This is a genomic window from Microbulbifer sp. YPW16 (genome assembly GCF_021290385.1).
Classification (GTDB): Bacteria; Pseudomonadota; Gammaproteobacteria; order Pseudomonadales; family Cellvibrionaceae; genus Microbulbifer; species Microbulbifer zhoushanensis.
Genome location: NZ_CP089928.1, coordinates 3,078,885 through 3,105,706 on the forward strand (window position 1 = coordinate 3,078,885; position 26,822 = coordinate 3,105,706).

General features: G+C 59.4%; 30 protein-coding genes. 28 read left to right on the forward strand and 2 right to left on the reverse strand.

Features of this window, described 5'->3' with window-relative positions; all coding sequences use genetic code 11:
* Nucleotides 1-7 precede the first annotated feature (7 nt).
* The 11 genes from nusG to tuf all read left to right on the forward strand — a co-directional run bounded on the left by nusG (nucleotide 8) and on the right by tuf (nucleotide 16,554).
* A complete protein-coding gene (gene nusG, locus LVE68_RS13310) occupies nucleotides 8-541 on the forward strand; it encodes a transcription termination/antitermination protein NusG (RefSeq protein WP_232940880.1) in 534 nt (177 codons plus the stop codon).
* Nucleotides 542-711: 170 nt separating this feature from the next.
* Nucleotides 712-1,143 carry a 50S ribosomal protein L11 gene (gene rplK, locus LVE68_RS13315; protein WP_232940881.1) on the forward strand — a complete coding sequence of 144 codons (432 nt, stop codon included), beginning with the start codon at nucleotides 712-714 and terminating at the stop codon, nucleotides 1,141-1,143.
* Between the two features lies 1 nt (nucleotide 1,144).
* The gene (gene rplA / locus LVE68_RS13320; RefSeq protein WP_232940882.1) at nucleotides 1,145-1,843 is read left to right on the forward strand and encodes a 50S ribosomal protein L1; all 699 of its coding nucleotides are present in this window, start codon (nucleotides 1,145-1,147) and stop codon (nucleotides 1,841-1,843) included.
* A gap of 315 nt (nucleotides 1,844-2,158) precedes the next feature.
* The gene (gene rplJ, locus LVE68_RS13325) at nucleotides 2,159-2,653 is read left to right on the forward strand and encodes a 50S ribosomal protein L10 (RefSeq protein ID WP_232940883.1); all 495 of its coding nucleotides are present in this window, start codon (nucleotides 2,159-2,161) and stop codon (nucleotides 2,651-2,653) included.
* Between the two features lie 89 nt (nucleotides 2,654-2,742).
* Nucleotides 2,743-3,114: a 50S ribosomal protein L7/L12 gene (rplL, locus tag LVE68_RS13330; protein ID WP_232940884.1), complete on the forward strand. Its 372-nt coding sequence runs from the start codon at nucleotides 2,743-2,745 to the stop codon at nucleotides 3,112-3,114.
* Nucleotides 3,115-3,449: 335 nt separating this feature from the next.
* Nucleotides 3,450-7,523: a DNA-directed RNA polymerase subunit beta gene (gene rpoB, locus LVE68_RS13335; RefSeq protein ID WP_232940885.1), complete on the forward strand. Its 4,074-nt coding sequence runs from the start codon at nucleotides 3,450-3,452 to the stop codon at nucleotides 7,521-7,523.
* Between the two features lie 135 nt (nucleotides 7,524-7,658).
* The gene (rpoC, locus tag LVE68_RS13340) at nucleotides 7,659-11,888 is read left to right on the forward strand and encodes a DNA-directed RNA polymerase subunit beta' (protein WP_232940886.1); all 4,230 of its coding nucleotides are present in this window, start codon (nucleotides 7,659-7,661) and stop codon (nucleotides 11,886-11,888) included.
* Between the two features lie 252 nt (nucleotides 11,889-12,140).
* Nucleotides 12,141-12,515, forward strand: coding sequence for a 30S ribosomal protein S12 (gene rpsL, locus LVE68_RS13345; protein ID WP_232940887.1), 375 nt, complete (start codon nucleotides 12,141-12,143; stop codon nucleotides 12,513-12,515).
* Nucleotides 12,516-12,628: 113 nt separating this feature from the next.
* On the forward strand, nucleotides 12,629-13,099 hold the full coding sequence (gene rpsG / locus LVE68_RS13350; RefSeq protein ID WP_232940888.1) for a 30S ribosomal protein S7: 471 nt from the start codon (nucleotides 12,629-12,631) through the stop codon (nucleotides 13,097-13,099).
* Nucleotides 13,100-13,209: 110 nt separating this feature from the next.
* On the forward strand, nucleotides 13,210-15,318 hold the full coding sequence (fusA, locus tag LVE68_RS13355; protein WP_232940889.1) for an elongation factor G: 2,109 nt from the start codon (nucleotides 13,210-13,212) through the stop codon (nucleotides 15,316-15,318).
* Between the two features lie 42 nt (nucleotides 15,319-15,360).
* Nucleotides 15,361-16,554 (forward strand): elongation factor Tu, encoded by a 1,194-nt coding sequence (gene tuf / locus LVE68_RS13360; protein WP_232940890.1) that lies wholly within the window; start codon nucleotides 15,361-15,363, stop codon nucleotides 16,552-16,554.
* 87 nt (nucleotides 16,555-16,641) lie between these two features.
* Here tuf and LVE68_RS13365 read toward each other — a convergent pair whose 3' ends face one another.
* Both LVE68_RS13365 and LVE68_RS13370 read right to left on the reverse strand, forming a co-directional pair.
* A complete protein-coding gene (locus tag LVE68_RS13365; protein ID WP_232940891.1) occupies nucleotides 16,642-18,102 on the reverse strand; it encodes an alkaline phosphatase PhoX in 1,461 nt (486 codons plus the stop codon).
* A 380-nt stretch (nucleotides 18,103-18,482) separates the two neighbouring features.
* The gene (locus tag LVE68_RS13370) at nucleotides 18,483-18,992 is read right to left on the reverse strand and encodes an aminoacyl-tRNA deacylase (RefSeq protein ID WP_232940892.1); all 510 of its coding nucleotides are present in this window, start codon (nucleotides 18,990-18,992) and stop codon (nucleotides 18,483-18,485) included.
* A 153-nt stretch (nucleotides 18,993-19,145) separates the two neighbouring features.
* On the opposite strand from LVE68_RS13370, the gene rpsJ reads away from it, so the two are divergent.
* The 17 genes from rpsJ to rplF all read left to right on the forward strand — a co-directional run bounded on the left by rpsJ (nucleotide 19,146) and on the right by rplF (nucleotide 26,811).
* Nucleotides 19,146-19,457 (forward strand): 30S ribosomal protein S10, encoded by a 312-nt coding sequence (gene rpsJ / locus LVE68_RS13375; RefSeq protein WP_066967210.1) that lies wholly within the window; start codon nucleotides 19,146-19,148, stop codon nucleotides 19,455-19,457.
* 112 nt (nucleotides 19,458-19,569) lie between these two features.
* Nucleotides 19,570-20,205, forward strand: a complete 636-nt coding sequence (gene rplC, locus LVE68_RS13380; RefSeq protein ID WP_232940893.1) for a 50S ribosomal protein L3 — start codon at nucleotides 19,570-19,572, stop codon at nucleotides 20,203-20,205.
* An 18-nt stretch (nucleotides 20,206-20,223) separates the two neighbouring features.
* On the forward strand, nucleotides 20,224-20,838 hold the full coding sequence (rplD, locus tag LVE68_RS13385) for a 50S ribosomal protein L4 (RefSeq protein ID WP_232940894.1): 615 nt from the start codon (nucleotides 20,224-20,226) through the stop codon (nucleotides 20,836-20,838).
* Nucleotides 20,835-21,131 (forward strand): 50S ribosomal protein L23, encoded by a 297-nt coding sequence (rplW, locus tag LVE68_RS13390; protein ID WP_232940895.1) that lies wholly within the window; start codon nucleotides 20,835-20,837, stop codon nucleotides 21,129-21,131. The genes rplD and rplW overlap by 4 nt, the downstream gene beginning before the upstream one ends.
* Before the next feature lie 14 nt (nucleotides 21,132-21,145).
* On the forward strand, nucleotides 21,146-21,970 hold the full coding sequence (gene rplB / locus LVE68_RS13395; RefSeq protein WP_232940896.1) for a 50S ribosomal protein L2: 825 nt from the start codon (nucleotides 21,146-21,148) through the stop codon (nucleotides 21,968-21,970).
* Between the two features lie 37 nt (nucleotides 21,971-22,007).
* Nucleotides 22,008-22,286, forward strand: a complete 279-nt coding sequence (gene rpsS / locus LVE68_RS13400) for a 30S ribosomal protein S19 (RefSeq protein WP_067087044.1) — start codon at nucleotides 22,008-22,010, stop codon at nucleotides 22,284-22,286.
* 15 nt (nucleotides 22,287-22,301) lie between these two features.
* The gene (gene rplV, locus LVE68_RS13405; RefSeq protein ID WP_067087040.1) at nucleotides 22,302-22,634 is read left to right on the forward strand and encodes a 50S ribosomal protein L22; all 333 of its coding nucleotides are present in this window, start codon (nucleotides 22,302-22,304) and stop codon (nucleotides 22,632-22,634) included.
* A 19-nt stretch (nucleotides 22,635-22,653) separates the two neighbouring features.
* Nucleotides 22,654-23,334, forward strand: a complete 681-nt coding sequence (gene rpsC, locus LVE68_RS13410; RefSeq protein ID WP_232940897.1) for a 30S ribosomal protein S3 — start codon at nucleotides 22,654-22,656, stop codon at nucleotides 23,332-23,334.
* An 11-nt stretch (nucleotides 23,335-23,345) separates the two neighbouring features.
* Nucleotides 23,346-23,759, forward strand: coding sequence for a 50S ribosomal protein L16 (gene rplP, locus LVE68_RS13415; protein ID WP_067087034.1), 414 nt, complete (start codon nucleotides 23,346-23,348; stop codon nucleotides 23,757-23,759).
* Nucleotides 23,759-23,950, forward strand: a complete 192-nt coding sequence (gene rpmC / locus LVE68_RS13420) for a 50S ribosomal protein L29 (RefSeq protein ID WP_067087030.1) — start codon at nucleotides 23,759-23,761, stop codon at nucleotides 23,948-23,950. The genes rplP and rpmC overlap by 1 nt, the downstream gene beginning before the upstream one ends.
* 2 nt (nucleotides 23,951-23,952) lie before the next feature.
* Nucleotides 23,953-24,216: a 30S ribosomal protein S17 gene (gene rpsQ, locus LVE68_RS13425; RefSeq protein WP_232940898.1), complete on the forward strand. Its 264-nt coding sequence runs from the start codon at nucleotides 23,953-23,955 to the stop codon at nucleotides 24,214-24,216.
* Nucleotides 24,217-24,250: 34 nt separating this feature from the next.
* Entirely contained in the window at nucleotides 24,251-24,619 is a 369-nt protein-coding gene (gene rplN / locus LVE68_RS13430; RefSeq protein ID WP_091516889.1) for a 50S ribosomal protein L14, read from the forward strand.
* A 20-nt stretch (nucleotides 24,620-24,639) separates the two neighbouring features.
* Nucleotides 24,640-24,957 carry a 50S ribosomal protein L24 gene (gene rplX / locus LVE68_RS13435; RefSeq protein WP_232940899.1) on the forward strand — a complete coding sequence of 106 codons (318 nt, stop codon included), beginning with the start codon at nucleotides 24,640-24,642 and terminating at the stop codon, nucleotides 24,955-24,957.
* Nucleotides 24,958-24,975: 18 nt separating this feature from the next.
* Nucleotides 24,976-25,515, forward strand: coding sequence for a 50S ribosomal protein L5 (rplE, locus tag LVE68_RS13440; RefSeq protein ID WP_232940900.1), 540 nt, complete (start codon nucleotides 24,976-24,978; stop codon nucleotides 25,513-25,515).
* A gap of 9 nt (nucleotides 25,516-25,524) precedes the next feature.
* Complete coding sequence (rpsN, locus tag LVE68_RS13445) at nucleotides 25,525-25,830, forward strand: 30S ribosomal protein S14 (RefSeq protein WP_232940901.1); 306 nt, start codon at nucleotides 25,525-25,527, stop codon at nucleotides 25,828-25,830.
* 42 nt (nucleotides 25,831-25,872) lie between these two features.
* Nucleotides 25,873-26,265: a 30S ribosomal protein S8 gene (gene rpsH / locus LVE68_RS13450; protein ID WP_232940902.1), complete on the forward strand. Its 393-nt coding sequence runs from the start codon at nucleotides 25,873-25,875 to the stop codon at nucleotides 26,263-26,265.
* Between the two features lie 12 nt (nucleotides 26,266-26,277).
* Nucleotides 26,278-26,811, forward strand: coding sequence for a 50S ribosomal protein L6 (gene rplF, locus LVE68_RS13455; protein WP_232940903.1), 534 nt, complete (start codon nucleotides 26,278-26,280; stop codon nucleotides 26,809-26,811).
* The last annotated feature ends 11 nt before the right edge of the window (nucleotides 26,812-26,822 follow it).

The window sequence follows — 26,822 nt, forward strand, 5'->3', positions numbered from 1 at the left end:
TTGACGCATGGCTAAGCATTGGTACGTGGTTCAGGCTTACTCCGGGTATGAGAAGCGCGTTGCGTCATCCCTGAAGGAGCGTATTGAACTGCACGAAATGGACCACCTGTTCGGTGATGTCCTGGTTCCCACCGAGGAAGTGGTGGAGATGCGTGCGGGCCAGAAGCGCAAGAGTGAGCGCAAGTTCTTCCCCGGTTATGTGCTGGTAGAGATGGAGCTGAACGACGACACCTGGCACCTGGTCAAGGAGACCCCGCGGGTCCTTGGTTTTATCGGTGGCAAGGCCGACCGGCCGGCTCCGATTACCGAGCGTGAGGCCCAGGCGATCCTGAACCGGATCGATGATTCCGTCGACAAGCCCAAGCCCAAGACCCTGTTCGAGCCGGGTGAGATGGTGCGGGTCATCGATGGGCCGTTCAATGACTTCAACGGTGTGGTTGAAGAGGTTAATTACGAGAAGAGCCGCCTGCGGGTCGCAGTGCTGATCTTCGGCCGCTCCACCCCGGTGGAGCTGGAGTTTGGTCAGGTCGAGAAGACCTGATCAGACAGGCAGTTTTTTTGCCCTCTTCCGCTGCGGGTGGAAGGGGGCTTTCGCGTCCCTGAAAACCGTGACTGATCAGTTGCTGTACAGGGGCACCCGGGGAGCCGGGCGTTGCGGCTGTTGCAGCCGTCCAGCGCAGGCGCTACCACCCACTGAAAGAGGAAGCTGTAATGGCTAAGAAAATCGAAGCTTATATCAAGCTGCAAGTGCCTGCCGGGCAGGCCAACCCGAGCCCGCCCGTCGGCCCCGCGCTGGGTCAGCACGGCGTCAATATCATGGAGTTCTGTAAAGCGTTCAACGCCCAGACCCAGGGTATGGAGCAGGGCCTGCCGGTACCGGTCGTGATCTCCGTATATAGCGATCGTTCCTTCACCTTCATCATGAAGACCCCGCCGGCCTCCGTGCTGCTGCGCAAGGCTGCCGGTATCAAGAGCGGCTCCGGTCGTCCGAATACCGAGAAGGTGGGCAAGGTTACCCGCGCCCAGCTGGAAGAGATTGCCACTACCAAGATGCCCGACCTGAGTGCATCTGACATGGACGCAGCCGTGCGCACTATCGCCGGTTCCGCCCGTAGTGCCGGTATTGATGTGGAGGGCGTGTAACGTGGCAAAACTGAGCAAGCGCCAGCGCGCAATCGCTGAGAAAGTAGAAGCAGGCAAGGCCTACGGATTCGACGAAGCCGTCGCCCTGCTGAAAGAGCTGTCCAACGTCAAGTTCGCCGAGACCGTTGACGCATCTATCAACCTGGGTATCGACCCGCGCAAGTCTGACCAGGCGGTTCGCGGTGCGACCACCCTGCCGCACGGCACCGGTAAAGACGTCCGTGTTGCGGTCTTCACCCAGGGCGCCAACGCCGACGCCGCCAAAGAGGCTGGTGCCGACCTGGTGGGCATGGATGAGCTGGCAGCCGACGTCAAGGCCGGCAAGATGGACTTCGACGTGGTAATCGCCTCCCCGGATGCGATGCGTGTCGTTGGCCAGCTGGGCCAGATCCTCGGTCCGCGCGGCCTGATGCCGAACCCGAAAACCGGCACTGTGACCCCGGACGTGGCCACTGCAGTGAAGAACGCCAAGGCCGGTCAGGTGCGTTTCCGCGCTGACAAGGGCGGTATCATCCACGGTGGTATCGGCAAGGTTGCTTTCGACGCCAAGGCGCTGAAAGAGAACCTCGAAGCCCTGATCGCTGACCTGAAAAAGGCCAAGCCGGCTTCCGCCAAGGGCGTTTACCTGAAGAAGGTCTCCCTGAGCACCACCATGGGCCCGGGCCTGACCATCGACCAGGGATCCCTGGACGTTAAATAAGCCAGCGGTTTCCCCGGGAAACTGTTGCAGGCCGCAGCCGGCGCTACCGACGGGTATGCCTGGCTGCGGTTTTACCGAACTTTGGGGTCCGCCGGAATGCCCCGGCAGGAAGGCGGGCCGTCAAAGACCGTAGGCGTAGTGGGCGTGGCAAGTTCCGCTGTCCACCGCTTAATCAGGATCGAGCCCCTGGCCCGGTCCCAGCCTACGCAGACGGTGTTGCCCAAACCAGTATTTTTACTGGATTTGAGGTCTTAGCACCGGAGTGGATCGGGAGTGGTAATTCCCGGTCTTTTTTCCAAATCCAGGAGTGACACTATGGCTATTGGACTCGAAGACAAGAAAGCAATTGTCGCTGATGTCCAGCAGGCTGCTGAGGGTGCTCTGTCTGCGGTCGTTGCGGATTCCCGCGGCGTTGCCGTAAATGACATGACAGCCCTGCGCAAAGAGGCTCGCGAGAACGGCGTCTGGATGAAAGTCGTCCGCAATACTCTGGCGCGTCGCGCTCTGGCAGGTACCGAATACGAATGTCTCCTCGAGAAATTCGTAGGTCCAAGTCTTATCGCATTTTCCACCGAACACCCGGGTGCCGGTGCGCGCATCCTGACGGCGTTCGCCAAGGACAACGATAAGCTTGAACTGAAAGGTGCTGCCTTCGAAGGCGTGGTCACCGACGTCGCAATGTTGGCAACCCTGCCGACTTACGACGAGGCGATCGCCAAGCTGATGAGCGTTATGAAAGAAGCATCTGCTGGCAAGCTGGTCCGCACTATTGCGGCCGTTCGCGACCAGAAAGAGCAAGAAGCTGCCTAATAGTTTCGCCTGCGCGAAACGGCAGTTTTCAACGACTTTTAAATGAATTGACGGGCAGTTTACTGCTCACACAAATCAGGTACTGACTTATGTCTCTGACTAAAGAAGATATCATCAATGCTGTTGCCGAAATGTCTGTTAAGGACGTTGTCGAGCTGATCGAAGCAATGGAAGAGAAGTTCGGTGTTACCGCTGCTGCTGCTGTTGTAGCTGGTGGCGCTGCTGGCGGCGAAGCTGCTGCAGAAGAGAAGACCGAGTTCGACGTAATCCTGGCATCTGCCGGCGACAAGAAAGTGAACGTGATCAAGGCTGTTCGCGGCATCACCGGCCTGGGCCTGAAAGAAGCCAAGGCGCTGGTAGACGGCGCTCCGGCTCCGCTGAAGGAAGGCGCGACCAAGGAAGAGGCCGAAGAGGCCAAGAAGCAGCTGGAAGAAGCTGGCGCAACTGTAGAACTGAAGTAACTCGGTTGTTGCGACTACCGCTGTCGGCCGCAACCCGCGGTCGCAGCGGCAAGGCTGGTGGACTTTGTCCGCCGGCCTTTTTGCCGTTTTCGGCAGTGTGGTTTTGTTTGGCGATTCGGGGACCTGTGGGCCCTGGGTGAAACATACCGCGGCCTGCGCCGCTGGCAAGCGCGCAGTTAACCGAGAGGTTTCCGACCAGTGTAGCCATCGCTGCATTGCTCAGAGGCTTCTCGCCCGGGCGGACCGGGCCTTTCCGCATTCCCGTAAGTACAGTATGGGGAATATGGGGGCCGGTTCCAATGAAGTCTTGTCACTGATCAAGCTGGGGAATATGAATGGCTTACTCATACACTGAGAAAAAACGTATCCGCAAGGATTTTGGCAAACTGCCAAAGGTCATGGATGTACCTTTCCTGCTTGCGATACAGCTGGATTCTTATCGCAAATTCACTCAGGCCGACTCGCGCCCCGATGACCGACTGGACGTCGGCCTGCAGGCAGCGTTCAAGTCCGTATTTCCGATTGTCAGCTATTCCGGCAATGCGGCGCTGGAGTATGTCAGCTATACGCTGGGTAAGCCGGCGTTCGATGTCAAGGAATGTACCCTGCGCGGTATCACCTACGCATGCCCGCTGCGCGTGCGTGTACGCCTGATCATCTACGACAAGGAATCTGCCAACAAGTCCATCAAGGACATCAAGGAGCAGGAAGTGTACATGGGCGAGATTCCGCTCATGACCGAAAACGGTACCTTCGTGATCAACGGTACCGAGCGCGTGATCGTGTCCCAGTTGCACCGTTCCCCGGGTGTGTTTTTCGATCACGACAAGGGCAAGACGCATTCCTCCGGCAAGCTGCTCTACGCTGCGCGCGTGATTCCTTACCGTGGCTCGTGGCTGGACTTCGAGTTCGACCCGAAGGACCTGGTTTACGTGCGTATCGACCGTCGCCGCAAGCTGCCCGCGACCATCCTGCTGCGCGCCCTGGGTTTTTCTTCCCAGGAAATGCTGGACATGTTCTTCGATACCAGCAAGTTCGAGCTGCATGAAGAAAACTGCAGCCTGGAGCTGATCCCGTCGCGCCTGCGTGGTGATGTTGCCTCCTTCGACATCAAGGATGGCAAGGGCAAGGTTATTGTCGAGGAAGGTCGCCGCATTACCCCGCGCCACATCCGCCAGCTGGAAAAAGCCGGCGTGGAGCGCCTGGAAGCACCGCTGGAGTACCTGCACGGTCGCGTCCTGGCCCATGACATCATCGATGAGTCCACCGGTGAGGTAGCGGTTGAATGTAACAGCGAAATCACCGACGAGGTGATCGCCAAGCTGCGCGCCCTGGGCGTTAACAAATTCGAGACCCTGTACACCAACGACCTGGACTGCGGCCCATTCATCTCCGATACCCTGCGCTCAGAGCCGTCTCGCACCCAGCTGGAAGCGCTGGTGGAGATCTACCGCATGATGCGCCCGGGCGAGCCGCCCACCAAGGAGTCCGCCGAGTCCCTGTTCGAGAACCTGTTCTTCACCGACGAGCGCTACGACCTGTCCGCTGTCGGTCGCATGAAGTTCAACCGCCGCCTCGGTCGTGAGGACGAGACCGGCCAGGGCACCCTGAGCAAGGAAGACATCGTCGATGTGCTCAAGACCCTGATCGAGATCCGCAACGGCAATGGCATGGTGGACGATATCGACCACCTGGGTAACCGTCGTGTGCGCTCCGTGGGTGAAATGGCCGAAAACCAGTTCCGTGTGGGCCTGGTGCGTGTCGAGCGCGCGGTGAAAGAGCGCCTGTCCATGGCCGAGAGCGAAGGCCTGATGCCGCAGGACCTGATCAATGCCAAGCCGGTGGCGGCTGCCGTGAAGGAATTCTTCGGTTCCTCCCAGCTGTCCCAGTTCATGGACCAGAACAACCCGCTGTCGGAAGTGACCCACAAGCGCCGCGTATCCGCCCTCGGCCCGGGTGGCCTGACCCGCGAGCGTGCCGGCTTCGAGGTCCGCGACGTACACCCGACCCATTACGGCCGTGTGTGCCCGATTGAGACGCCGGAAGGCCCGAACATCGGCCTGATCAACTCCCTGGCCACATACGCCCGCGCCAACCACTACGGTTTCCTCGAGAGCCCGTACCGCAAGGTTGTTGACGGCCAGATTACCAACGACATTGAGTACCTGTCCGCGATCAACGAAGCGAACTACGTGATTGCCCAGGCGTCTGCTGCGGTGGACGACCAGGGTCGCTTTACCGATGAGCTGGTCAGCGTGCGTCACCACAACGAGTTCAGCCTCAAGCCGCCGGCCGAGATCCAGTACATGGACGTGTCTGCGAAGCAGGTGGTGTCCGTGGCCGCGGCCATGATCCCGTTCCTCGAGCACGACGACGCCAACCGCGCCCTGATGGGCTCGAACATGCAGCGCCAGGCGGTACCGACCCTGCGTGCCGACAAGCCGCTGGTTGGCACCGGTATGGAGCGCACCGTGGCGCGCGACTCCGGCGTGTGTGTGGTGGCCCGTCGCGGTGGTGTGATCGAGCGTGTCGATGCCAGCCGTGTGGTGGTTCGTGTGCGCGACGAAGAGGTGGAGGCCGGCGATGCGGGTGTAGACCTGTACAGCCTGACCAAGTACACCCGTTCCAACCAGAACACCTGCATCAACCAACGCCCAATCGTGAAGACCGGTGACGTGGTAGCCCGTGGCGATATTCTCGCTGACGGCCCCTCTGTTGACCTGGGTGAACTGGCCCTGGGCCAGAACATGCGCATCGCGTTCATGCCGTGGAACGGCTACAACTTCGAGGACTCCATCCTGATCAGTGAGCGTGTGGTGCAGGAAGATCGCTTCACCACCATCCACATTCAGGAGCTGACCTGTATCGCCCGCGATACCAAGCTGGGTAGCGAAGAGATTACTGCTGATATCCCCAACGTGGGCGAATCTGCACTGAACAAGCTGGACGAGTCCGGCATCGTTTATATCGGTGCGGAAGTTGGTGCCGGTGACATCCTGGTAGGCAAGGTGACGCCGAAGGGTGAAGCCCAGCTGACGCCGGAAGAAAAGCTGCTGCGTGCGATCTTCGGTGAGAAGGCCTCCGATGTGAAGGACACGTCCCTGCGCGCGCCGAGTGGCACCCGCGGTACCGTTATCGACGTGCAGGTGTTTACCCGCGACGGCCTGGAGAAAGACCAGCGTTCGATCGATATCGAGAAGGCCCAGCTCGACGAGGTGCGCAAGGACCTCAATGAGGAATATCGCATCGTCGAAGGCGCCACGTTCGAGCGCCTGGCATCCGCACTGGAAGGCCAGAAGGTTGCAGGCGGCAAGGGCGTCAAGAAAGGCGACGTGCTGACCGCCGAGGTCCTGGCAGGCCTGCCGCGCGAAGACTGGTTCAAGCTGCGTATGGCCGAAGAGAGCCTGAACGAGCAGCTCGAGAAGGCCGAAGCGCAGCTCAAGGATCGCCGCAAGCTGCTGGACGAAGCCTTCGAGGACAAGAAGAAGAAGCTGGAGTCCGGCGACGACCTGGCGCCGGGCGTGCTGAAGATCGTCAAGGTTTACCTGGCGATCAAGCGCCGCATCCAGCCGGGCGACAAGATGGCCGGTCGCCACGGTAACAAGGGTGTGATCTCCGTGATCAAGCCGGTCGAGGACATGCCGTACGACGAGAACGGCGAGCCGGTTGATATCGTCCTGAACCCGCTGGGTGTACCCTCGCGGATGAACGTGGGCCAGGTTCTGGAAATGCACCTGGGTATGGCCGCCAAGGGCCTGGGCGTGAAGATTGACCGCATGCTCAAGGAGCAGCAGGAAGTGGCCAAGCTGCGCGGTTTCCTGGAAGAGGTGTACAACTCCACCGGCGGTTACAAGGAGGAGCTGGACGAGCTGTCCGACGAGGAAGTGCTGGCCATGGCCAACAACCTCCGCGGCGGTGTGCCGATGGCGACCCCGGTCTTCGATGGTGCCGACGAGAGCGAAACCAAGAAACTGCTGCGCCTGGCGGACCTGCCGGATTCCGGCCAGATCACACTGTACGACGGCCGTACCGGTGACTCCTTCGAGCGCCCGGTAACCGTGGGCTATATGTACATGCTGAAGCTGAACCACCTGGTGGACGACAAGATGCACGCGCGTTCTACCGGTTCCTACAGCCTGGTTACCCAGCAGCCGCTGGGTGGTAAGGCGCAGTTCGGTGGCCAGCGCTTCGGTGAGATGGAGGTCTGGGCTCTGGAGGCGTACGGTGCCGCCTACACGCTGCAGGAAATGCTCACGGTCAAGTCCGACGACGTGGAAGGCCGGACCAAGATGTACAAGAACATCGTGGATTCCGACCACCGCATGGAGCCGGGCATGCCCGAATCCTTCAACGTACTGGTCAAGGAGATCCGCTCGCTCGGTATGAATTTCGAGCTCGAGCACGAGTAAGACCGGTAACTGGTGTAGGCGCCTGGTAACAGGCGATCGCATATAGAGGCCGGTGTCCCGCGAGTGTGCGGGCGCCGGCTGGCCCACCCCGAGATGGCAAGGGGCGGGTTGACTACCTCAAGTGGAGGAAAGGCCTTGAAAGATTTGTTAAACCTGGTGAAAGACCGGGAACAGCTGGAAGAGTTTGACGCAATCCGTATCGGTCTGGCGTCCCCGGACATGATCCGTTCCTGGTCCTACGGCGAGGTCAAGAAGCCGGAGACCATCAACTACCGTACCTTCAAACCGGAGCGGGAAGGCCTGTTCTGTGCCAAGATTTTTGGCCCGGTCAAGGACTACGAATGCCTGTGCGGTAAGTACAAGCGCATGAAGCACCGCGGCATCATCTGCGAAAAGTGTGGCGTGGAAGTTACCAAGGCGAAAGTTCGCCGCGAGCGCATGGGCCACATTGAGCTGGCCAGCCCGGTCGCGCACATCTGGTTCCTGAAATCGCTGCCGTCCCGCATTGGCCTGCTGCTGGACATGACCCTGCGCGATATCGAGCGCGTGCTGTACTTTGAGTCCTATGTGGTTACCGATCCGGGTATGACCACCCTGGAGCGCGGCCAGCTGCTGAACGACGAGCAGTACTTCGAGGCGATGGAAGAATTCGCCGACGAGTTCGAGGCCAAGATGGGTGCCGAGGCGATCCAGGACCTGATGAGCGATATCGACCTGCCGGCGGAAATCCAGCGCCTGCGGGAAGAGATCCCGGCCACCAATTCCGAAACCAAGATCAAGAAGCTGTCCAAGCGCCTGAAGCTGCTGGAAGCTTTCTACAAGTCCGGTAATGACCCGGAGTGGATGATCATGCAGGCGCTGCCGGTACTGCCGCCGGACCTGCGTCCGCTGGTTCCGCTGGACGGTGGCCGCTTCGCGACCTCCGACCTGAACGACCTGTACCGTCGGGTGATCAACCGCAACAACCGCCTGAAGCGCCTGCTGGAACTGAACGCGCCGGACATCATCGTGCGCAACGAGAAGCGCATGCTGCAGGAGTCTGTGGACGCGCTGCTGGACAACGGCCGTCGCGGCCGCGCCATTACCGGTTCCAACAAGCGCCCGCTGAAGTCCCTGGCTGACATGATCAAGGGTAAGCAGGGCCGCTTCCGCCAGAACCTGCTGGGTAAGCGCGTGGATTACTCCGGTCGTTCCGTGATCGTGGTTGGCCCGACCCTGCGCCTGCACCAGTGCGGCCTGCCCAAGAAGATGGCCCTGGAGCTGTTCAAGCCGTTTATTTTCGGCAAGCTGGAAGCCCGCGGCCTGGCAACCACCATCAAGGCGGCCAAGAAAATGGTCGAGCGCGAAGAAGCGGTGGTGTGGGACATCCTCGACGAGGTGATCCGCGAGCACCCGGTACTGCTCAACCGCGCCCCGACCCTGCACCGCCTGGGTATCCAGGCGTTCGAGCCGGTACTGATTGAAGGCAAGGCGATCCAGCTGCACCCGCTGGTGTGTGCGGCCTATAACGCCGACTTCGACGGTGACCAGATGGCCGTGCACGTGCCGCTGACCATTGAAGCGCAGCTGGAATCCCGCGCGCTGATGATGTCCACCAACAACATCCTGTCGCCCGCTAACGGTGAGCCGATCATCGTACCGTCACAGGACGTTGTACTGGGCCTGTACTGGATGACCCGCGAGCGTGTGAACGACAAGGGCGAGGGCATGGTCTTTTCCGATATCAAGGAAGTGAGCCGTGCCTTCTACGCCAAGCAGGTGGGCCTGCAGGCGAAGATCAAGGTCCGTATCCGCGAGGTGATCGTCGGCGAAGACGGCGAGAAGCGCGAGACAATATCGCTGCAGGACACCACTGTCGGCCGCGCGCTGCTGTGGAACATCGTACCGGACGGCCTGCCGTTCGAGATGGTCAACCAGCCGATGAAGAAAAAGGCTATCTCACGCGCGCTGAACGAGTGTTACCGCAACGTGGGCCTCAAGGCGACGGTTATTTTCGCCGACCAGCTGATGTATACCGGTTTCGACTTCTCCACCAAGTCCGGTTCCTCCATTGGCGTGAACGACTTCGAGATCCCGGCTGCCAAGGCCGAGCTGATCGACAGTGCCGAGGAAGAGGTCAAGGAGATCGAGAGCCAGTTCGCCTCCGGCCTGGTAACTGCCGGTGAGAAATACAACAAGGTGATCGACGTCTGGTCCCGTACCAACGACAAGGTCACCCAGGCGATGATGGCCGGCATCAAGAAAGAGCCGGTGATCGATCGCGATGGCAACGAGACCGAGCAGGACTCGTTCAACTCGGTTTACATGTACGCCGACTCCGGTGCCCGTGGTAGTGAGGCGCAGATCCGCCAGCTGGCTGGTATGCGTGGCCTGATGGCGCGTCCGGACGGCTCCATTATCGAGAACGCGATTACCGCGAACTTCCGTGAGGGTCTGTCGGTACTGCAGTACTTTATCTCCACCCACGGTGCCCGTAAGGGTCTGGCGGATACCGCTCTCAAGACCGCGAACTCCGGTTACCTGACCCGCCGTCTGGTAGACGTGGCACAGGACGTGGTGATCACCGAGGACGATTGCGGCACCGACGACGGCCTGACCATGGCGCCGGTGATCGAGGGTGGTGACGTAATCGAGTCCCTGGGTGACCGCATCCTGGGCCGCGTAGTCGCACGCGATGTGATCAAGCCCGGCAGCGATGAGATCGCCATCCCGGCAGGTACCATGATCGACGAGAAGTGGGTCGAGCGCATCGAGACCATGGGTATCGACGAGGTGATCGTGCGCTCCCCGATCACCTGTGAGACGGCACACGGTATCTGTGCCCTGTGTTACGGCCGTGACCTGGCCCGTGGCCACCGCGCCAACTCCGGCGAGTCCGTGGGTGTGGTCGCCGCCCAGTCCATTGGTGAGCCGGGTACCCAGCTGACCATGCGGACCTTCCACATCGGTGGTGCGGCGAGCCGTGCTTCCGCGGCGGACAGCATCCAGGTGAAGCAGGAAGGCACCGTGCGCCTGCACAACGTCAAGACCGTGAAAGCCGAGAGTGGCAAACTGGTGGCGGTTTCCCGCTCCGGTGAGCTGGCGGTTGCCGACAGCGCCGGCCGTGAGCGCGAGCGCTACAAGCTGCCCTACGGTGCGACCATCAACGTCGACGAGGGCGCACAGATCGATGGTGGCCAGGTTGTGGCCAAGTGGGACCCGCACACTCACCCGATCATCACCGAGGTGGCCGGTTGGGTGAAGCTGTCCGGCATGGAGGACGGCCTGTCCATCCGCAAGCAGACTGACGAGATCACCGGCCTCTCCTCTATCGAGATCATCGATCCGGCCGAGCGCCCGTCTGCCGGTAAGGACCTGCGTCCGGCAGTAACGCTGGTAGACGAGAATGGCGAGGAGCTGACCCTGGCCAACAGTAACGCTCCGGCGCACTACGCGCTGCCGGCGCGGGCCATCGTCAGCCTGAAAGACGGCGACAAGGTGAATATCGGTGACATCGTCGCCCGTATCCCGCAGGAGTCTGGTGGTACCAAGGACATCACCGGTGGTCTGCCGCGGGTAGCCGACCTGTTCGAGGCGCGGAAGCCGAAGGAGCCGTCTATCCTGGCGGAGATCTCCGGTACCGTCTCCTTCGGTAAGGAAACCAAGGGTAAGGTGCGCCTGCAGATCACCCCGACCGATGGCAAGCCGCTGGCGAATGGCAAGGATCACTACGAGGTACTGATTCCCAAGCATCGCCAGCTGACCGTGTTCGAGGGTGAGACCGTGGAGAAAGGCGAGGTCATCTCCGACGGCCCGTCCAACCCGCACGACATCCTGCGCCTCAAGGGCGTGGAAGAGCTCGCGCGCTACATTACCAATGAGATCCAGGAGGTTTACCGCCTCCAGGGTGTAGGCATCAACGACAAGCACATCGAAGTGATCGTGCGCCAGATGCTGCGCAAGGTGGAAATCATTGAGATGGGTGACTCCGAGTTCATCAAGGGCGACCAGGTTGAGTACCAGCGGGTCATCGAGGAGAACGAGCGCCTGCGTGCGGAGAGCAAGCAGCCGGCACAGTTCGAGCGCCTGCTGCTGGGTATTACCAAGGCTTCCCTGGCTACCGAGTCCTTCCTGTCCGCGGCCTCCTTCCAGGAGACCACCCGCGTACTGACCGAGGCAGCGGTAACCGGCAAGGAAGACAGCCTGCGCGGTCTGAAGGAGAACGTCGTGGTGGGCCGCCTGATCCCGGCCGGTACCGGCCTGGCGTACCATGCCGAGCGCAAGCGCAAGCGTGCCATGCAGATGACCCAGGGCTATGCCGAGGGGCCGTCCGCAGAAGAAGTGGAAGCGGCGCTGACCGAGGCGCTGAAGTCCTCCGGGGAGTAATCCCCGGTGGCGGGGTGGGAGCCCCGCCGTTCCAGCCGGCCCGGTGTCCCGCCGGGCCGGCCCAATCAGCAACATAAGTGAGTGCTCACATATTTGCCGATTGACTCGTGGGGTAACCGCCTATAGAATGCGGCCCCCGCTTATGTGGGGTGTGCTGTCCGGCGAGCGCGTTTGCGTGCCCGGCTGGCATACACTGACGACTGGGCCCTCACTGTTAGAGGTGGGGGCGTTTTATTTTTGGAGTGATTTTTAATGGCAACGATCAACCAGTTGGTTCGTAAGCCGAGAAAACGCAAAGTCGAAAAAAGCGACGTTCCCGCTCTGCAGGCCAGCCCGCAGCGCCGTGGAGTTTGCACTCGTGTGTACACCACTACACCGAAGAAGCCGAACTCTGCACTGCGTAAGGTTTGCCGTGTGCGCCTGACCAACGGTTACGAAGTGACTTCGTACATCGGCGGTGAAGGCCACAACCTGCAGGAGCACAGCGTGGTACTGATTCGCGGCGGTCGTGTTAAGGACCTGCCGGGTGTGCGCTACCACACTGTTCGCGGCGCACTGGACTGTGCCGGCGTCAACGATCGCAAGCAGGGCCGTTCCAAGTACGGCGCCAAGCGACCGAAGGATTAATTAATCCTTTTTTGACCAATGCGTTTCGGTTTCCAACCGGAGTAAGGCTGAGCTCGCCGAGTTGTATTTTGTACGGCGGCGTCTCAGAGCAACCCTGAAGAGAGGCAATTGCAATGCCAAGAAGACGAGTAGTCGCCAAGCGCGAAGTACTGCCCGATCCCAAGTTCGGGAATGTCACCCTGGCCAAGTTCATGAACCACGTCATGATCAGCGGCAAGAAGTCCGTGGCAGAGCGCATCGTTTACGGTGCCCTGGACATGGTTTCTGAAAAACTGAACAAAGACCCCATCGAAATTTTCGAAGAGTCCCTGGAAAACATCGCGCCGATGGTGGAAGTAAAATCCCGCCGTGTGGGTGGTGCGACCTACCAGGTGCCGGTTGAAGTGCGTCCCTCGCGCCGCATGGCACTGGCAATGCGTTGGCTGGTTGAGTTTTCCCGCAAGCGCGGTGAGAAATCAATGGCTCAGCGCCTGGCCAACGAAATGATCGACGCATCCCAGAACAAGGGCGGCGCGGTCAAGAAGCGTGAAGACGTACACCGTATGGCGGAAGCCAACAAGGCGTTCTCTCACTACCGCTTCTAAGCCTCATGCATGTTTTCAATTTCATGAAAATTATCGTGAGACATTAATACCGAAAGGCAGCATGGATAAATTCCACAGCTGCCTTTTGCCGTTATATCGAGGATACAACTGTGGCACGTAAAACGCCTATCGCACGCTATCGTAATATCGGTATCTGCGCCCACGTAGACGCGGGCAAGACCACCACTACCGAGCGCGTACTCTTCTACACCGGCCTGTCCCACAAGATTGGTGAGGTGCACGAGGGTGCCGCAACCATGGACTGGATGGAGCAGGAGCAGGAGCGTGGTATCACCATCACCTCTGCAGCTACCACCTGTTTCTGGGCCGGTATGCAGCAGCAGTTCGACCAGCATCGCATCAACATTATTGACACTCCCGGACACGTGGACTTCACCATTGAGGTTGAGCGTTCCCTGCGTGTACTGGACGGCGCTGTGGTAGTGCTGTGTGGTTCCTCCGGCGTGCAGCCGCAGACCGAAACTGTCTGGCGCCAGGCCAACAAGTACGAAGTGCCGCGCATGGTTTTCGTCAACAAGATGGACCGCGCCGGTGCTGACTTCATGATGGTTGTGAAGCAGCTGAAAGACCGCCTGGGTGCCAACGCCGTTCCCCTGCAGATGACCATTGGCTCTGAAGATAACTTCAAGGGCGTGGTCGACCTGATCAAGATGAAGGCCATCCTGTGGAACGAAGACGACATGGGCATGACCTTCGAGTACGGCGACATCCCTGCTGACATGCAGGACCAGTGCGACGAAATGCGTGAGTACCTGGTCGAGGCGGCAGCCGAGGCCAGCGAAGAGCTGATGGAGAAGTACCTGGAAGAGGGCGAGCTGACCGAGGAAGAGATCAAGTCCGCCATTCGCCAGCGCACCCTGGCCAACGAGATCGTGCCGGTACTGGGCGGCTCCGCGTTCAAGAACAAGGGTGTACAGGCCGTACTGGACGCGGTTATCGAGTTCCTGCCGGCGCCGACTGAAGTTCGCGCGATCGAGGGTACCCTGCTGGACAAGGCGGAAACCGTCGAAACCCGTGAAGCCGACGACAATGCCCCCTTCGCAGCGCTGGCGTTCAAAATCGCCACTGACCCCTTTGTGGGCACCCTGACTTTCTTCCGTGTCTACTCCGGTAGGCTCGAGAGTGGTACCGCCGTGTACAACTCTGTAAAGCAGAAGAAAGAGCGCGTTGGTCGTATGGTGCAGATGCACTCCAAGGACCGCCAGGAGATCAAGGAAGTACTGGCTGGCGATATCGCCGCGGCGATCGGCCTGAAGGACGTCACCACTGGTGACACCCTGTGTGACGAGAACAACAAGATTGTACTCGAGCGCATGGAGTTCCCGGAGCCGGTAATCTCCGTAGCAGTTGAGCCGAAATCCAAGGCCGACCAGGAGAAAATGGGTATTGCCCTCGGCAAGCTGGCCCAGGAAGACCCGTCCTTCCGCGTGAAGACTGACGAGGAAACCGGCCAGACCATCATCTCCGGTATGGGTGAGCTGCACCTGGACATCATCGTCGACCGTATGCGTCGTGAGTTTAACGTTGAGGCCAACATCGGTAAGCCGCAGGTTGCCTACCGCGAAGCGATTCGCAACAACGTTGAGATCGAAGGCAAGTTTGTTCGCCAGTCCGGTGGTCGCGGTCAGTACGGTCACGTATGGGTGCGCTTCGAGCCGTCCGGTGACGAGACTGAGGAAGGCCTGGAGTTCGTCAACGAGATCGTTGGTGGTGTGGTACCGAAGGAATACATCCCGGCGGTGCAGAAAGGTATCGAAGAGCAGATGCAGAACGGTGTTCTGGCGGGCTACCCCCTGCTGGGCCTGAAAGCGACTCTGTACGACGGTTCTTTCCACGATGTGGACTCCAACGAGATGGCGTTTAAAATCGCCGCCTCCATGGCGACCAAGCAGCTGGCCCAGAAGGGTGGTGCAGTGCTGCTGGAGCCGATCATGAAAGTGGAAGTCGTCACGCCGGAGGAGAATATGGGTGACGTGGTTGGCGACCTGAACCGCCGCCGCGGCCTGATCCAGGGCATGGAAGAAAGTTCTTCTGGCAAGGTGGTGAATGCGGAAGTGCCGCTGGCCGAGATGTTCGGTTACGCGACCGACCTGCGCTCTGCCACCCAGGGGCGCGCTACCTACTCCATGGAGTTCCTGAAGTACGGGGAAGCGCCGAAAAACGTTGCCGATGAGATCATCGCGAAAACCAAAGCTTAAGCTTTAGTACCTTTAAAACTTTTTAGTTAGAGGATCCTAAAAATGGGAAAAGAAAAGTTTGAACGTTCCAAGCCCCACGTGAACGTGGGCACCATCGGTCACGTTGACCACGGTAAAACCACCCTGACTGCCGCGCTGACCCGCGTTTGTGCAGAAGTATGGGGCGGCGCCGCGGTAGAGTTCGCCGGTATCGACAATGCACCGGAAGAGCGTGAGCGCGGTATCACCATCGCTACTTCTCACGTTGAGTACGAGTCCCCGACTCGTCACTACGCGCACGTTGACTGCCCGGGCCACGCCGACTACGTGAAGAACATGATCACCGGTGCTGCCCAGATGGACGGCGCAATCCTGGTTTGTTCCGCAGCTGACGGCCCCATGCCGCAGACTCGCGAGCACATCCTGCTGTCCCGCCAGGTAGGTGTACCGTACATCGTGGTATTCCTGAACAAGGCTGACATGGTCGACGACGAAGAGCTGCTCGAGCTGGTTGAGATGGAAGTTCGCGAACTTCTGGACCAGTACGACTTCCCGGGTGACGACACCCCGATCATCGTTGGTTCCGCCCTGATGGCGCTGGAAGGCAAAGACGACAACGAGATGGGTACCACCGCTGTTAAGAAGCTGGTTGAGACCCTGGACGAGTACATCCCGGAGCCGGAGCGCGCTGTAGACCAGCCGTTCCTGATGCCGATCGAGGACGTATTCTCCATCTCGGGTCGTGGTACCGTGGTAACTGGTCGTGTCGAGCGCGGCGTTCTGAAGACTGGCGACGAGATCGAAATCGTTGGCATGAAGGACACCACCAAGACCACCTGTACCGGTGTTGAGATGTTCCGCAAGCTGCTGGACGAAGGTCGTGCAGGTGAGAACATCGGCGCACTGCTGCGTGGCACCAAGCGTGACGAAGTTGAGCGTGGTCAGGTCCTGGCGCAGCCGGGTTCCATTACCCCGCACACCAAGTTCGAGTCAGAAGTATACGTTCTGTCCAAGGACGAAGGTGGTCGTCACACCCCGTTCTTCAAGGGCTACCGTCCGCAGTTCTACTTCCGTACCACCGACGTAACCGGTGACGTACAGCTGCCGGAAGGTACCGAGATGGTAATGCCGGGCGACAACGTACAGATGACTGTTACGCTGATCGCACCGATCGCCATGGAAGAAGGCCTGCGCTTCGCGATTCGTGAAGGTGGCCGTACCGTGGGTGCCGGCGTGGTATCCAAGATCATCGAGTAATCACTACTCCTGATCTGGAATAAAAAGCCGCAGCGGAAACGCTGCGGCTTTTTTTATGCCTGTGGTCCGGCTGCAGTCGGGGCCGGGTCAGAGCGTTCCCTTTTTCCATGGACCCCGGATGGCGAAAGTGACGCCCGGTGACTGAACGTTGGCGAACAGCCAGTCACCGTAAAAGGTGGCCCCCGCCCATTCCCGGCCGCGGAAATCGCCCTCGGTGCTATCCCAGAAGTTTGCCCTGGTTCCCGGGTACACCGCGTCGATGCGGTCGATATCGCCGGCTCCCAGCACAATGCGGTTCTCCGCAAACGGGAAGGTAATGCCCTCGTGGGTCAGGCCCACCATGCGCTTGGGGTTCGAGCTGCCGTCCTCGCACAGGATGATGCCGCCGCGCGGGCTGATGGCGATATTGTCCGGGCCGTCCACGTCCGAGGCGTCACTGGATTCGTAGAGCATGGTCAGGGTTTCCGCCCGCGGGTCGTAGACCCACACCTGGCCCAGCTCGGCGGTGCCCCCATCGGTGGAGACGAAGTAGATCAGGCCGCGGTCTTCCCAGCAGCCCTCGCCGCGGGAGAAGATGGCGGCGCTCGGGGCGGAATCGAACGGGCGGCCCTGCATCCCCTCGGGGTCGGTCACCGCTTCCCAGGCGACCTCGAAGGTATCGCCGGGCTGGAATCCACCCCGCAGGTCCATGGATGGCTGGCCCTTCACCACCAGGGCATACAGCTTGCCGCCGTCCCGCAGTGCTTCGCTGCGATCGCGACCGCCGCGCCAGTTGCGGTGGCCGGCGCCTGGCTGCACATATTTGTAGAAGCCGCACGGGTTGGCGTCCTCGGTCTCGTACACAACTCCGGTATTCGGGTCGACAGCAACCGCTTCGTGGCTGAAGCGTCCGGCGGCGCGGACCGGCTGGCCACCATTGCTGGTGCCGAACCCCGGCACGTCGAAGATATAGCCATGGTTGTAGCCATCATTGCGGCTGTTCCAGGGGTGGAAGGTCTCTTCACAGGAAAGCCAGGATCCCCAGGGGGTTGGGCCGCCGGCGCAGTTGCGGATAGTGCCGCCGAGGCTAGTGTAGGAGCGCACGAAGCGCCCGCGAGCCAGGTCGAACTCCAGGTTGGTGGTGCCCCCAAATTCGGCCGGGTTGTACATGCCTCCCGGGACGTGACACTGGGTGCTCTCGCCTGCTGAGAGCTCGTGATTGCGCACCAGGGCGATGGTGTGGCCGCGGCGGGCGCAGACCGCCATGCCGTCGTGATCGGTCGGTGTGGCCCGGCCATCGTCCATCAGTTGGCCGGTCCAGCCAAACGACAGGTACTCGAAGCCCCTGGGGAGCGCAAGTAGGGGCAGGCCGGTAGCCAGGTCGCGGGTGGGCTGCAGGGGGCCGTAATCGGGCGAGTAGGCGTCGCGCCCCCGTCCATATCCGGCACCGCTCCCGGCTGCGGCGCGAGCGGCCAGTGAAGAGAAGGCCAGTCCCGCGGCCCCGGCCGCCAGGCCGGATTTGCAGAACTGCCTCCGATCCAGGGTGGCTGCGTCTTTATTGTTGTCCATGATTCCTCCAGAGGTCTTGGTTGCGCGAATTGGCTGCCCGCGGCTGCTTCAATGGCTATGAACACCGGGTCGGGAGGCGATGCTGCTTGCTGTTTTCCGGTTCCGGTCACCGTGGACACAGGGATGGCGGGAGGGTGGGATGCGGCTGTCGCCGGCACCGTCCGCCCGCAATTGAATGCGCGTCCAGATTAGGGGTGGTCAATGACAGGCGGGGCAAGCTTGGGTGAAGTTTTGGTGGCCGGGGTGTTGCAGCGCTGCGCGTACAGGCGCTCTTAAAGCGCGCCTGCCGGGCTCATGAGTCGGGCCGGGTGCGAGGCCGGTCTCGGTTGGGGAGGGCCCCTGTCGCCCTGACAGGAGCCCTCAGGTCTACCGCGCTGAGGTTACGGCCAGTCCTTGCTCAGGTCGCAGTGGCGGCAGCCGGAGAACAGCTGGTCGAAATCGCGTCCGTCCATCGCCACAAGCTCCTCGTGGTCGCCGGACTCAAAGTAGACCGTGTCGCAGCGCCCCAGGCTGCTGTCCACCAGGGTGGTGATGCCGTAGGCAGGTCCAAGTGGGGGCAGTGCGCCCAGTTCGCAGTCGGGGAAGGTGCCTGCCAGGTCTTCCTCGGGCACCATCTCCAGCTGGTTGCGGCCGGTCTCATCATGGACTGCCCGCATGTCCACGCTACTGCTGGCGGGTATCACCACCATCACGGGGCCCTGTGAGTCACGGAGCAGGATCGCCTTGGCAACCCGGTCCTCCCGCACATTGGCGGTGTGGGCGGTCTCGCGGCTGGTGGCGCTGTGTGAGTGAGTGATCACGCGGTAGGATACCGAGTGGTCATCCAGATATTGACTGACTGTAGAGGCCATGGTCATGGTAAAGCCCTCCTGTTCGGCCCGGTAAGCCAAGTGTAGTTTCGCGCCAGGGCGGCGTCGAAAAACCAGACAGGTTGAGTGCTTGACACCCAGTCCCAGCGCCCGTAGAATTCGCGCTCCTTTTCGCCCGCCCTCGGGGCTGCGTAAAAGGACGCTCTTTAGGTTTTTAAGTTGGAGTTTGATTCCATGCAGGGTCAACGCATTCGAATTCGCCTGAAGGCGTTCGATCACAAGCTGATCGATACGTCTACCCAGGAGATCGTCGAGACGGCCAAGCGCACTGGTGCGCAGGTTCGCGGTCCCATTCCGCTGCCGACTCGCAAGGAGAAGTACACCGTGCTGATCTCCCCGCACGTCAACAAGGACGCGCGCGACCAGTACGAGATTCGTACTCACAAGCGTTTGCTGGACATTGTTGAGCCCACCGAGAAGACTGTCGACGCGCTGATGAAGCTCGATCTGGCAGCCGGTGTTGAGGTTCAGATCAGTCTCGGCTAACACTTTTTAAATCAACTACCGAATCCCAGGCGAAAACGGTCTGGGTAGTGTAACGCTCTGAAACTGGGCGGCCGCAGTGGGTTAAAGCCCCGTGCACTGAGAGGTTAAAACGATGACTATAGGTATTGTCGGCCGCAAGAGCGGCATGACTCGCATCTTCACTGAAGATGGCGCGTCCATCCCGGTTACCGTAATTGAGGTAGCCCCGAATCGCGTCACCCAGGTGAAAACCGTGGATTCTGACGGCTATGCTGCAGTTCAGGTAACTGTGGGCAACCGTAAGGCTTCCCGTGTCTCCAAGCCCCAAGCGGGCCACTTCGCCAAAGCCAACACTGAGGCTGGCTCCCGTCTGTTCGAACTGCGCACTGACGGTTCTGACGAAACATTCGAAATCGGTTCTGAGATCACTGTGTCCGGCTTTGAGGCTGGCCAGATGATTGATGTCACCGGCACTTCCAAGGGTAAAGGTTTCCAGGGTGGCGTTAAGCGCTGGAACTTCCGCACCCAGGACGCAACTCACGGTAACTCCCTGTCTCACCGCGCACCCGGTTCTATCGGTCAGTGCCAGACTCCTGGTCGTGTGTGGAAAGGCAAGAAGATGGCCGGCCACATGGGTGCCGAGCGCGTAACCGTGCAGAACCTGGAAGTGGTTCGTGTAGACGCCGAACGTAACCTGCTGCTGGTTAAGGGTGCCGTACCTGGCGCGCCCGGCGGTGATGTGATTGTTCGTCCGGCAGTAAAAGCCTAAGTCTGAGGGGAAATAGATATGGAACTGAATATCGCTACTCCCGAAGGCGCTAAAGGCACTGTAGCTGTCTCTGAAGTGACTTTCGGACGTGAATTCAATCAGGACCTGGTGCACCAGGCGGTAGTGGCCTACATGGCCAGCGCCCGTCAGGGAACCAAGGCCCAGAAAAATCGTGCTGACGTTTCCGGTGGTGGTAAGAAGCCCTGGCGTCAGAAAGGTACTGGCCGCGCGCGTGCCGGTACCATCCGCAGCCCGCTGTGGCGCTCCGGTGGTGTTACTTTTGCCGCTGAGCCGCGCGATCACAGCGTCAAGCTGAACAAGAAAATGTACCGCGCTGCCCTGCGTTGCATCCTGTCCGAGCTGGCTCGCCAGGAGCGCCTGGTGGTGGTTGAGTCCTTCGAAGTGGAAGCGCCGAAAACCAAGCAGCTGGTCAGCAAGCTGGCCCAGTTCGACCTGGCCGACGCGCTGATCATCACTGAAGAAGTGAGCGAGAACCTCTACCTGGCTGCGCGCAACCTGCACAAGATCGATGTACGCGACGTGCAGGGCATCGATCCGGTTAGCCTGATCCGCTTTGACAAGGTCGTGGTTACCGTATCTGCGCTCAAGAAAATTGAAGAGGTGCTGGGATGAACCAAGAGCGACTCTACAAAGTACTGCTGGGCCCGGTAATTTCCGAAAAGGCTGCTGTGCTGGCGGACGCCGCCAACCAGGTTGTTTTCAAGGTTACCACCGACGCCTCCAAAGCTGAGATCAAGGCTGCGGTCGAAAAGCTGTTCAACGTTTCTGTTGAGCAGGTTCGCACCGTGAACGTAAAAGGTAAAACCAAGCGTACGCGTTTCGGCATGGGCCAGCGCAACGATTGGAAAAAAGCCTATGTACGTCTGGCCGAAGGCAGCGACATCAACTTTGAAGCTGCTGAGTAAAGGGGACAGTTACAATGCCGATTGTAAAGAGTAAACCGACCTCTGCCGGCCGTCGCCACCTGGTCAAGGTTGTTAACCCCGACCTGCACAAGGGTGCGCCTTACGCGCCTCTGGTAGAGAGCAAGAGCAAGAGCGGTGGCCGTAACAACGCTGGCCGTATCACCACCCGTCACGTCGGTGGTGGTCACAAGCAGAGCTACCGTATCGTCGACTTCAAGCGCAACAAGGACGGTATCCCGGCCAAGGTTGAGCGTCTGGAGTACGATCCGAACCGCAGCGCACACATCGCCCTGGTCTGCTACGCAGACGGCGAGCGTCGCTACATCATCGCACCGAAAGGCCTCAAGGCCGGTGCAACCGTACAGTCCGGTGATGCGGCCCCGATCAGCGTGGGTAACACCCTACCGCTGCGCAACATCCCGGTTGGTGCCGTGATCCACGGTATCGAGCTGAAGCCGGGCAAGGGCGCCCAGCTGGCTCGCTCTGCCGGTGCCTCTGTACAGCTGGTTGCTCGCGAAGGTCAATACGCGACCATTCGCCTGCGTTCCGGTGAGATGCGTCGTGTGCTTTCCGAGTGTCGCGCCACCCTGGGTGAAGTGAGCAACTCCGAGCACAGCCTGCGCAAGCTGGGTAAAGCTGGTGCCAAGCGCTGGCGCGGTGTTCGCCCGACCGTTCGCGGTGTGGCGATGAACCCGGTAGATCACCCGCACGGTGGTGGTGAAGGCCGTACCTCTGGTGGCCGTCACCCGGTAACTCCGTGGGGCGTACCTACCAAGGGTAAGAAAACGCGCAAGAACAAGCGCACCGATAAAATGATTGTACGTCGTCGCGGCAAGTAAGCCGCGCGTCGTCTGAGCAGCTAGAGAGGAATCGACAGTGCCACGCTCATTAAAGAAAGGTCCCTTTATTGATCTGCATTTGATCAAGAAGGTGGAGGCGGCGATCGCAGCCAATGATCGTCGACCGATTAAAACCTGGTCCCGCCGTTCCATGGTTATGCCGGAAATGGTTGGACTGACGATTGCCGTGCACAACGGTCGTCAACACGTGCCCGTGCTGGTCAACGAAGAAATGGTTGGCCACAAGCTGGGCGAGTTCGCCGCTACCCGCACTTACCGCGGTCACGCTGCGGACAAGAAAGCGAAGAAGCGCTAAGCCGAGGTTAAAACGATGGAAGTAGCAGCAAAACTACGCGGCGCTCGTCTGTCGGCGCAAAAGGCGCGTCTGGTAGCTGATCAGATTCGCGGCAAAGGTGTCGAGGAAGCCCTGGACATCCTGGCGTTCAGCCAGAAGAAGGGCGCGGCGATCGTCAAGAAAGTTCTGGAATCGGCCATTGCCAACGCCGAGCACAACGATGGTGCCGACGTTGACGAGCTGAAGGTGTCCACAATTTTCGTGGACGAAGGGATGACCATGAAGCGCATTAAGCCGCGCGCCAAGGGTCGTGCCGATCGTATTCTTAAGCGTACTTGTCACATCACTGTGAAAGTGGCCGAGAAATAAGAGAGCAGGCGAGAAAACCATGGGACAAAAAGTAAATCCTACCGGCATTCGTCTGGGTATCGTTAAAAAGCATACCTCTGTGTGGTATGCAGGCAGCGACGAGTACGCAGACAAGCTGTACACGGATCTGAGTGTTCGCGATTTCATTCGCAAGAAGCTGGCCCACGCCTCCGTGAGCCGCATTGAGATTGAGCGTCCGGCAAACACTGCGCGTGTGACTATTCACACCGCTCGCCCGGGCATCGTGATCGGTAAAAAAGGTGAAGACGTTGAGCGTCTGCGCAACGAGGTAAGCGCGAAGATGGGTGTGCCCGTGCACATCGACATCGAAGAAGTGCGCAAGCCTGACCTGGACGCCACCCTGGTGGCCCAGAACGTTGCCCAGCAGCTGGAGCGTCGTGTGATGTTCCGTCGCGCCATGAAGCGTGCGGTTCAGAACGCAATGCGCCAGGGTGCGGAAGGCATCCGGATTCAGGTCGGTGGCCGTCTGGGCGGTGCTGAAATCGCCCGTACCGAGTGGTACCGCGAAGGTCGTGTGCCCCTGCACACCCTGCGCGCCAACATCGACTACGGCACTGCTGAAGCGATGACCACTTACGGCATCATCGGTATCAAGGTATGGATCTTCAAAGGTGAGGTTATCGGCGACGAAATGCCCGATGAGCAGCCGAAGAAGACCCGCAAGAAAGCTGCTAAGTAAGGGGTGCGCAGATGCTACAACCGAAGCGTACAAAATTCCGCAAGGTACAGAAGGGTCGCAACCGCGGTCTTTCACAGCGCGGCTCTAAAGTGAGCTTTGGCGAGTTCGGCCTTAAGGCCATCGGTCGTGGTCGCATCACTGCGCGCCAGATCGAAGCTGCTCGTCGCGCAATGACCCGTCACGTAAAACGTGGCGGTAAGATCTGGATTCGTGTGTTTCCGGACAAGCCCATTTCCAGTAAGCCCCTCGAAGTTCGTATGGGTAAAGGTAAGGGTAACGTAGAATACTGGGTAGCTCAGATCCAGCCGGGTAAGGTCCTCTATGAGATGGAGGGTGTTTCCGAGGATCTGGCTCGCGAAGCGTTCGAGCTCGCCGCAGCCAAGCTGCCTGTGAAGACAACTTTCGTTAAGCGTTCGGTGATGTAATGAAGACTGCAGATCTACGCGAAAAGTCAGTTGAGGAGTTGAACCAGGAGCTGCTGAATCAACTTGAAGCCCAGTTCAAGCTTCGCATGCAACAGTCCACCGGTCAGCTGACTCAGACTCATCTGCTGAAGCAGACTCGTCGCGACATTGCTCGCATTAAGACTGTGTTGACCGAGAAGGCAGGTAACTAATCATGGCTGAAGCAAAACTGAAGCGTACTGCGACTGGTAAAGTCGTAAGCGACAAGATGGACAAAACCATCACCGTTTTGATCGAGCGCCGTGTTAAGCACCCGATCTACGGTAAATACGTGAGCAAGTCCACCAAGCTCAAGGCTCACGACGAGAACAACGATTGCAACATCGGTGATGTTGTTGTGATCGAGGAATCTCGTCCGCTGTCCAAGAGCAAATCCTGGGCTTTGCAGAAAATTGTAGAGCGTGCGGCGAAGGTTTAACCCCTAGCGCATTGAAGAGTTTCGGAGAGAGACGATGATTCAAGCGGAATCCTACTTAGAAGTAGCTGACAACAGTGGGGCTCGCCGCGTCATGTGCATCAAGGTGCTGGGCGGCTCCCATCGTCGGTATGCTGGCGTGGGCGATATTATCAAGGTGACCGTTAAGGAAGCCATTCCCCGCGGTAAAGTAAAGAAAGGTCAGGTAATGAACGCAGTGGTAGTGCGCACCAAGAAAGGTGTGCGTCGCCCCGACGGCTCCCTGATTAAGTTTGACGAAAACGCAGCGGTACTGCTGAACCAGCAAAATGCACCGGTTGGCACCCGTATTTTTGGCCCGGTAACTCGCGAGCTGCGCGGTGAGAAGTTCATGAAGATCATCTCACTGGCTCCCGAAGTTATCTAAGCCTCGAGCGGAGAAGAGTTATGCGCAAGATCAAGCGTGACGATGAAGTGGTCGTTATCGCCGGTCGCGACAAAGGCAAGCGCGGCACCGTACGCAAGGTGCTGAACGACGGTCGCCTGATCGTGTCCGGTGTACAGATGATCAAGAAACACCAGAAGCCAAACCCCCAGCTGGGTGTTGCTGGCGGGATCGTTGAGAAGGAAGCCGCTATCCAGGGTTCCAACGTGGCGATTTACAACCCGTCTACCCAAAAAGCTGACCGTGTAGGCTTCAAAGTACTGGAAGACGGCACTAAGATTCGCGTCTTCAAATCCAGCGGCGAAGCCGTAGACGCATAAGCAGGTTGGGTAACTATCATGGCAAAGCTTAAAGAGCTCTACGTTAAAGAACTCGCGCCCAAGCTGAAGGAAGAGCTGGGTGTCGACAATGTGATGGCAGTGCCGCGCATCACCAAAATCACCATCAACATGGGTGTTGGTGAGGCTATTGGTGACAAGAAGGTGCTCGAGCACGCTGTCGAGGACATGACTGCAATTAGCGGTCAGAAGCCCATTATCACCAAGGCGCGCAAGTCAATTGCGGGCTTCAAGATTCGTGATGGCTGGCCGATCGGCTGTAAGGTAACTCTGCGCGGTGAGCGTATGTATGAGTTCCTGGAGCGCCTGGTCGATATCGCGATTCCGCGTATCCGTGACTTCCGTGGCATCAGCCCGAAGCAGTTTGACGGCCGCGGTAACTTTTCTATGGGCGTGAATGAGCAGATCATCTTCCCGGAAATTGACTACGACAAGGTAGACAAGCTCCGCGGTCTGGATATTTGTATCACTACTACAGCAGCCAACGACGACCAAGGTCGTGCACTGCTGAAAGCATTTAACTTCCCGTTCAAGGGTTAAGAGGATTCCATGGCGAAGAAATCCATGATTGCGCGCGAAGATAAGCGCGCTCGAACCGCAGCTAAGTACGCTGAAAAGCGTCAAGAGCTGAAGGCGATCATCGCCAGTACCACTGCTTCCGATGAGGAGAAGTGGGAGGCTCAACTCAAGCTGCAACAACTGCCGCGCGATGCAAGCCCGGTACGTCAGCAACGTCGCTGCCGTATTACTGGTCGCCCACACGCTGTTTACCGCAAGTTCGGCCTGTGCCGTAACAAACTGCGCGAAGCGGCCATGCGTGGTGATGTTCCCGGCCTGGTCAAGTCCAGCTGGTAAGAAGTCCAGCCGGTATTCGGCAGATTTGAGGAGTCTCATAAAATGAGTATGCAAGATCCGTTGGCAGATATGCTGACCCGCATCCGCAACGCCCTCGGGCGTGGCAAGGCTGAGGTCGCAATGCCTTCATCCAAACTGAAAATTAATGTGGCCAAAGTCCTGAAGGACGAGGGTTACATCAACGATTACGCCGTAAGCGAAGGCACCAAGCCGGAGCTGACCATTGACCTGAAATACTTCCAGGGCAAGCCGGTCATCGCCGAGCTGGACCGCATGTCCCGTCCGGGCCTGCGCGCCTACTTTGGCAAAAAAGCTCTGCCGTCCGTACGTGGTGGCCTGGGTATCGCGATCGTCTCCACCTCCAAGGGTGTTATGACTGATCGTGCTGCACGCCAGGCTGGTATCGGTGGCGAAGTGCTTTGCACCGTATTCTAAGCGGGGGTTGATATGTCTCGAGTAGCAAATGATCCGGTAAAAATCCCCGCAGGCGTTACTGTTGACCTGAAAGGCCAGGATATCGCTGTCAAAGGCAGCAATGGCAACCTGGACATGGTCATCCACGGTGATGTGGAAGTGGCTGAGGCTGATAGCCAGCTGACTTTCGTCGCCCGTAACGGTTCCAAGAAGGCCAAGGCGCTCGCGGGTACTACACGCGCACTGGTCAATAACATGGTGGTAGGTGTCAGCCAGGGCTTCGAGCGCAAGCTGCAGCTGAACGGTGTAGGTTACCGCGCCAAGGCGTCCGGTAAGACCGTAAACCTGACTCTGGGTTTCTCCCACCCCATTGATTATCAGCTGCCGGAGGGCGTTACCGCCGAAACTCCGTCCCAGACTGAAATCGTACTCAAGAGCAGCGACAAGCAGCTGCTGGGCCAAGTGGCTTCTGAGATCCGCGCATTCCGTCCGCCGGAGCCCTACAAAGGTAAGGGTGTCCGCTACGCCGACGAGCGTGTGTTCCGGAAAGAGGCCAAGAAGAAGTAGGTAGGGCATAG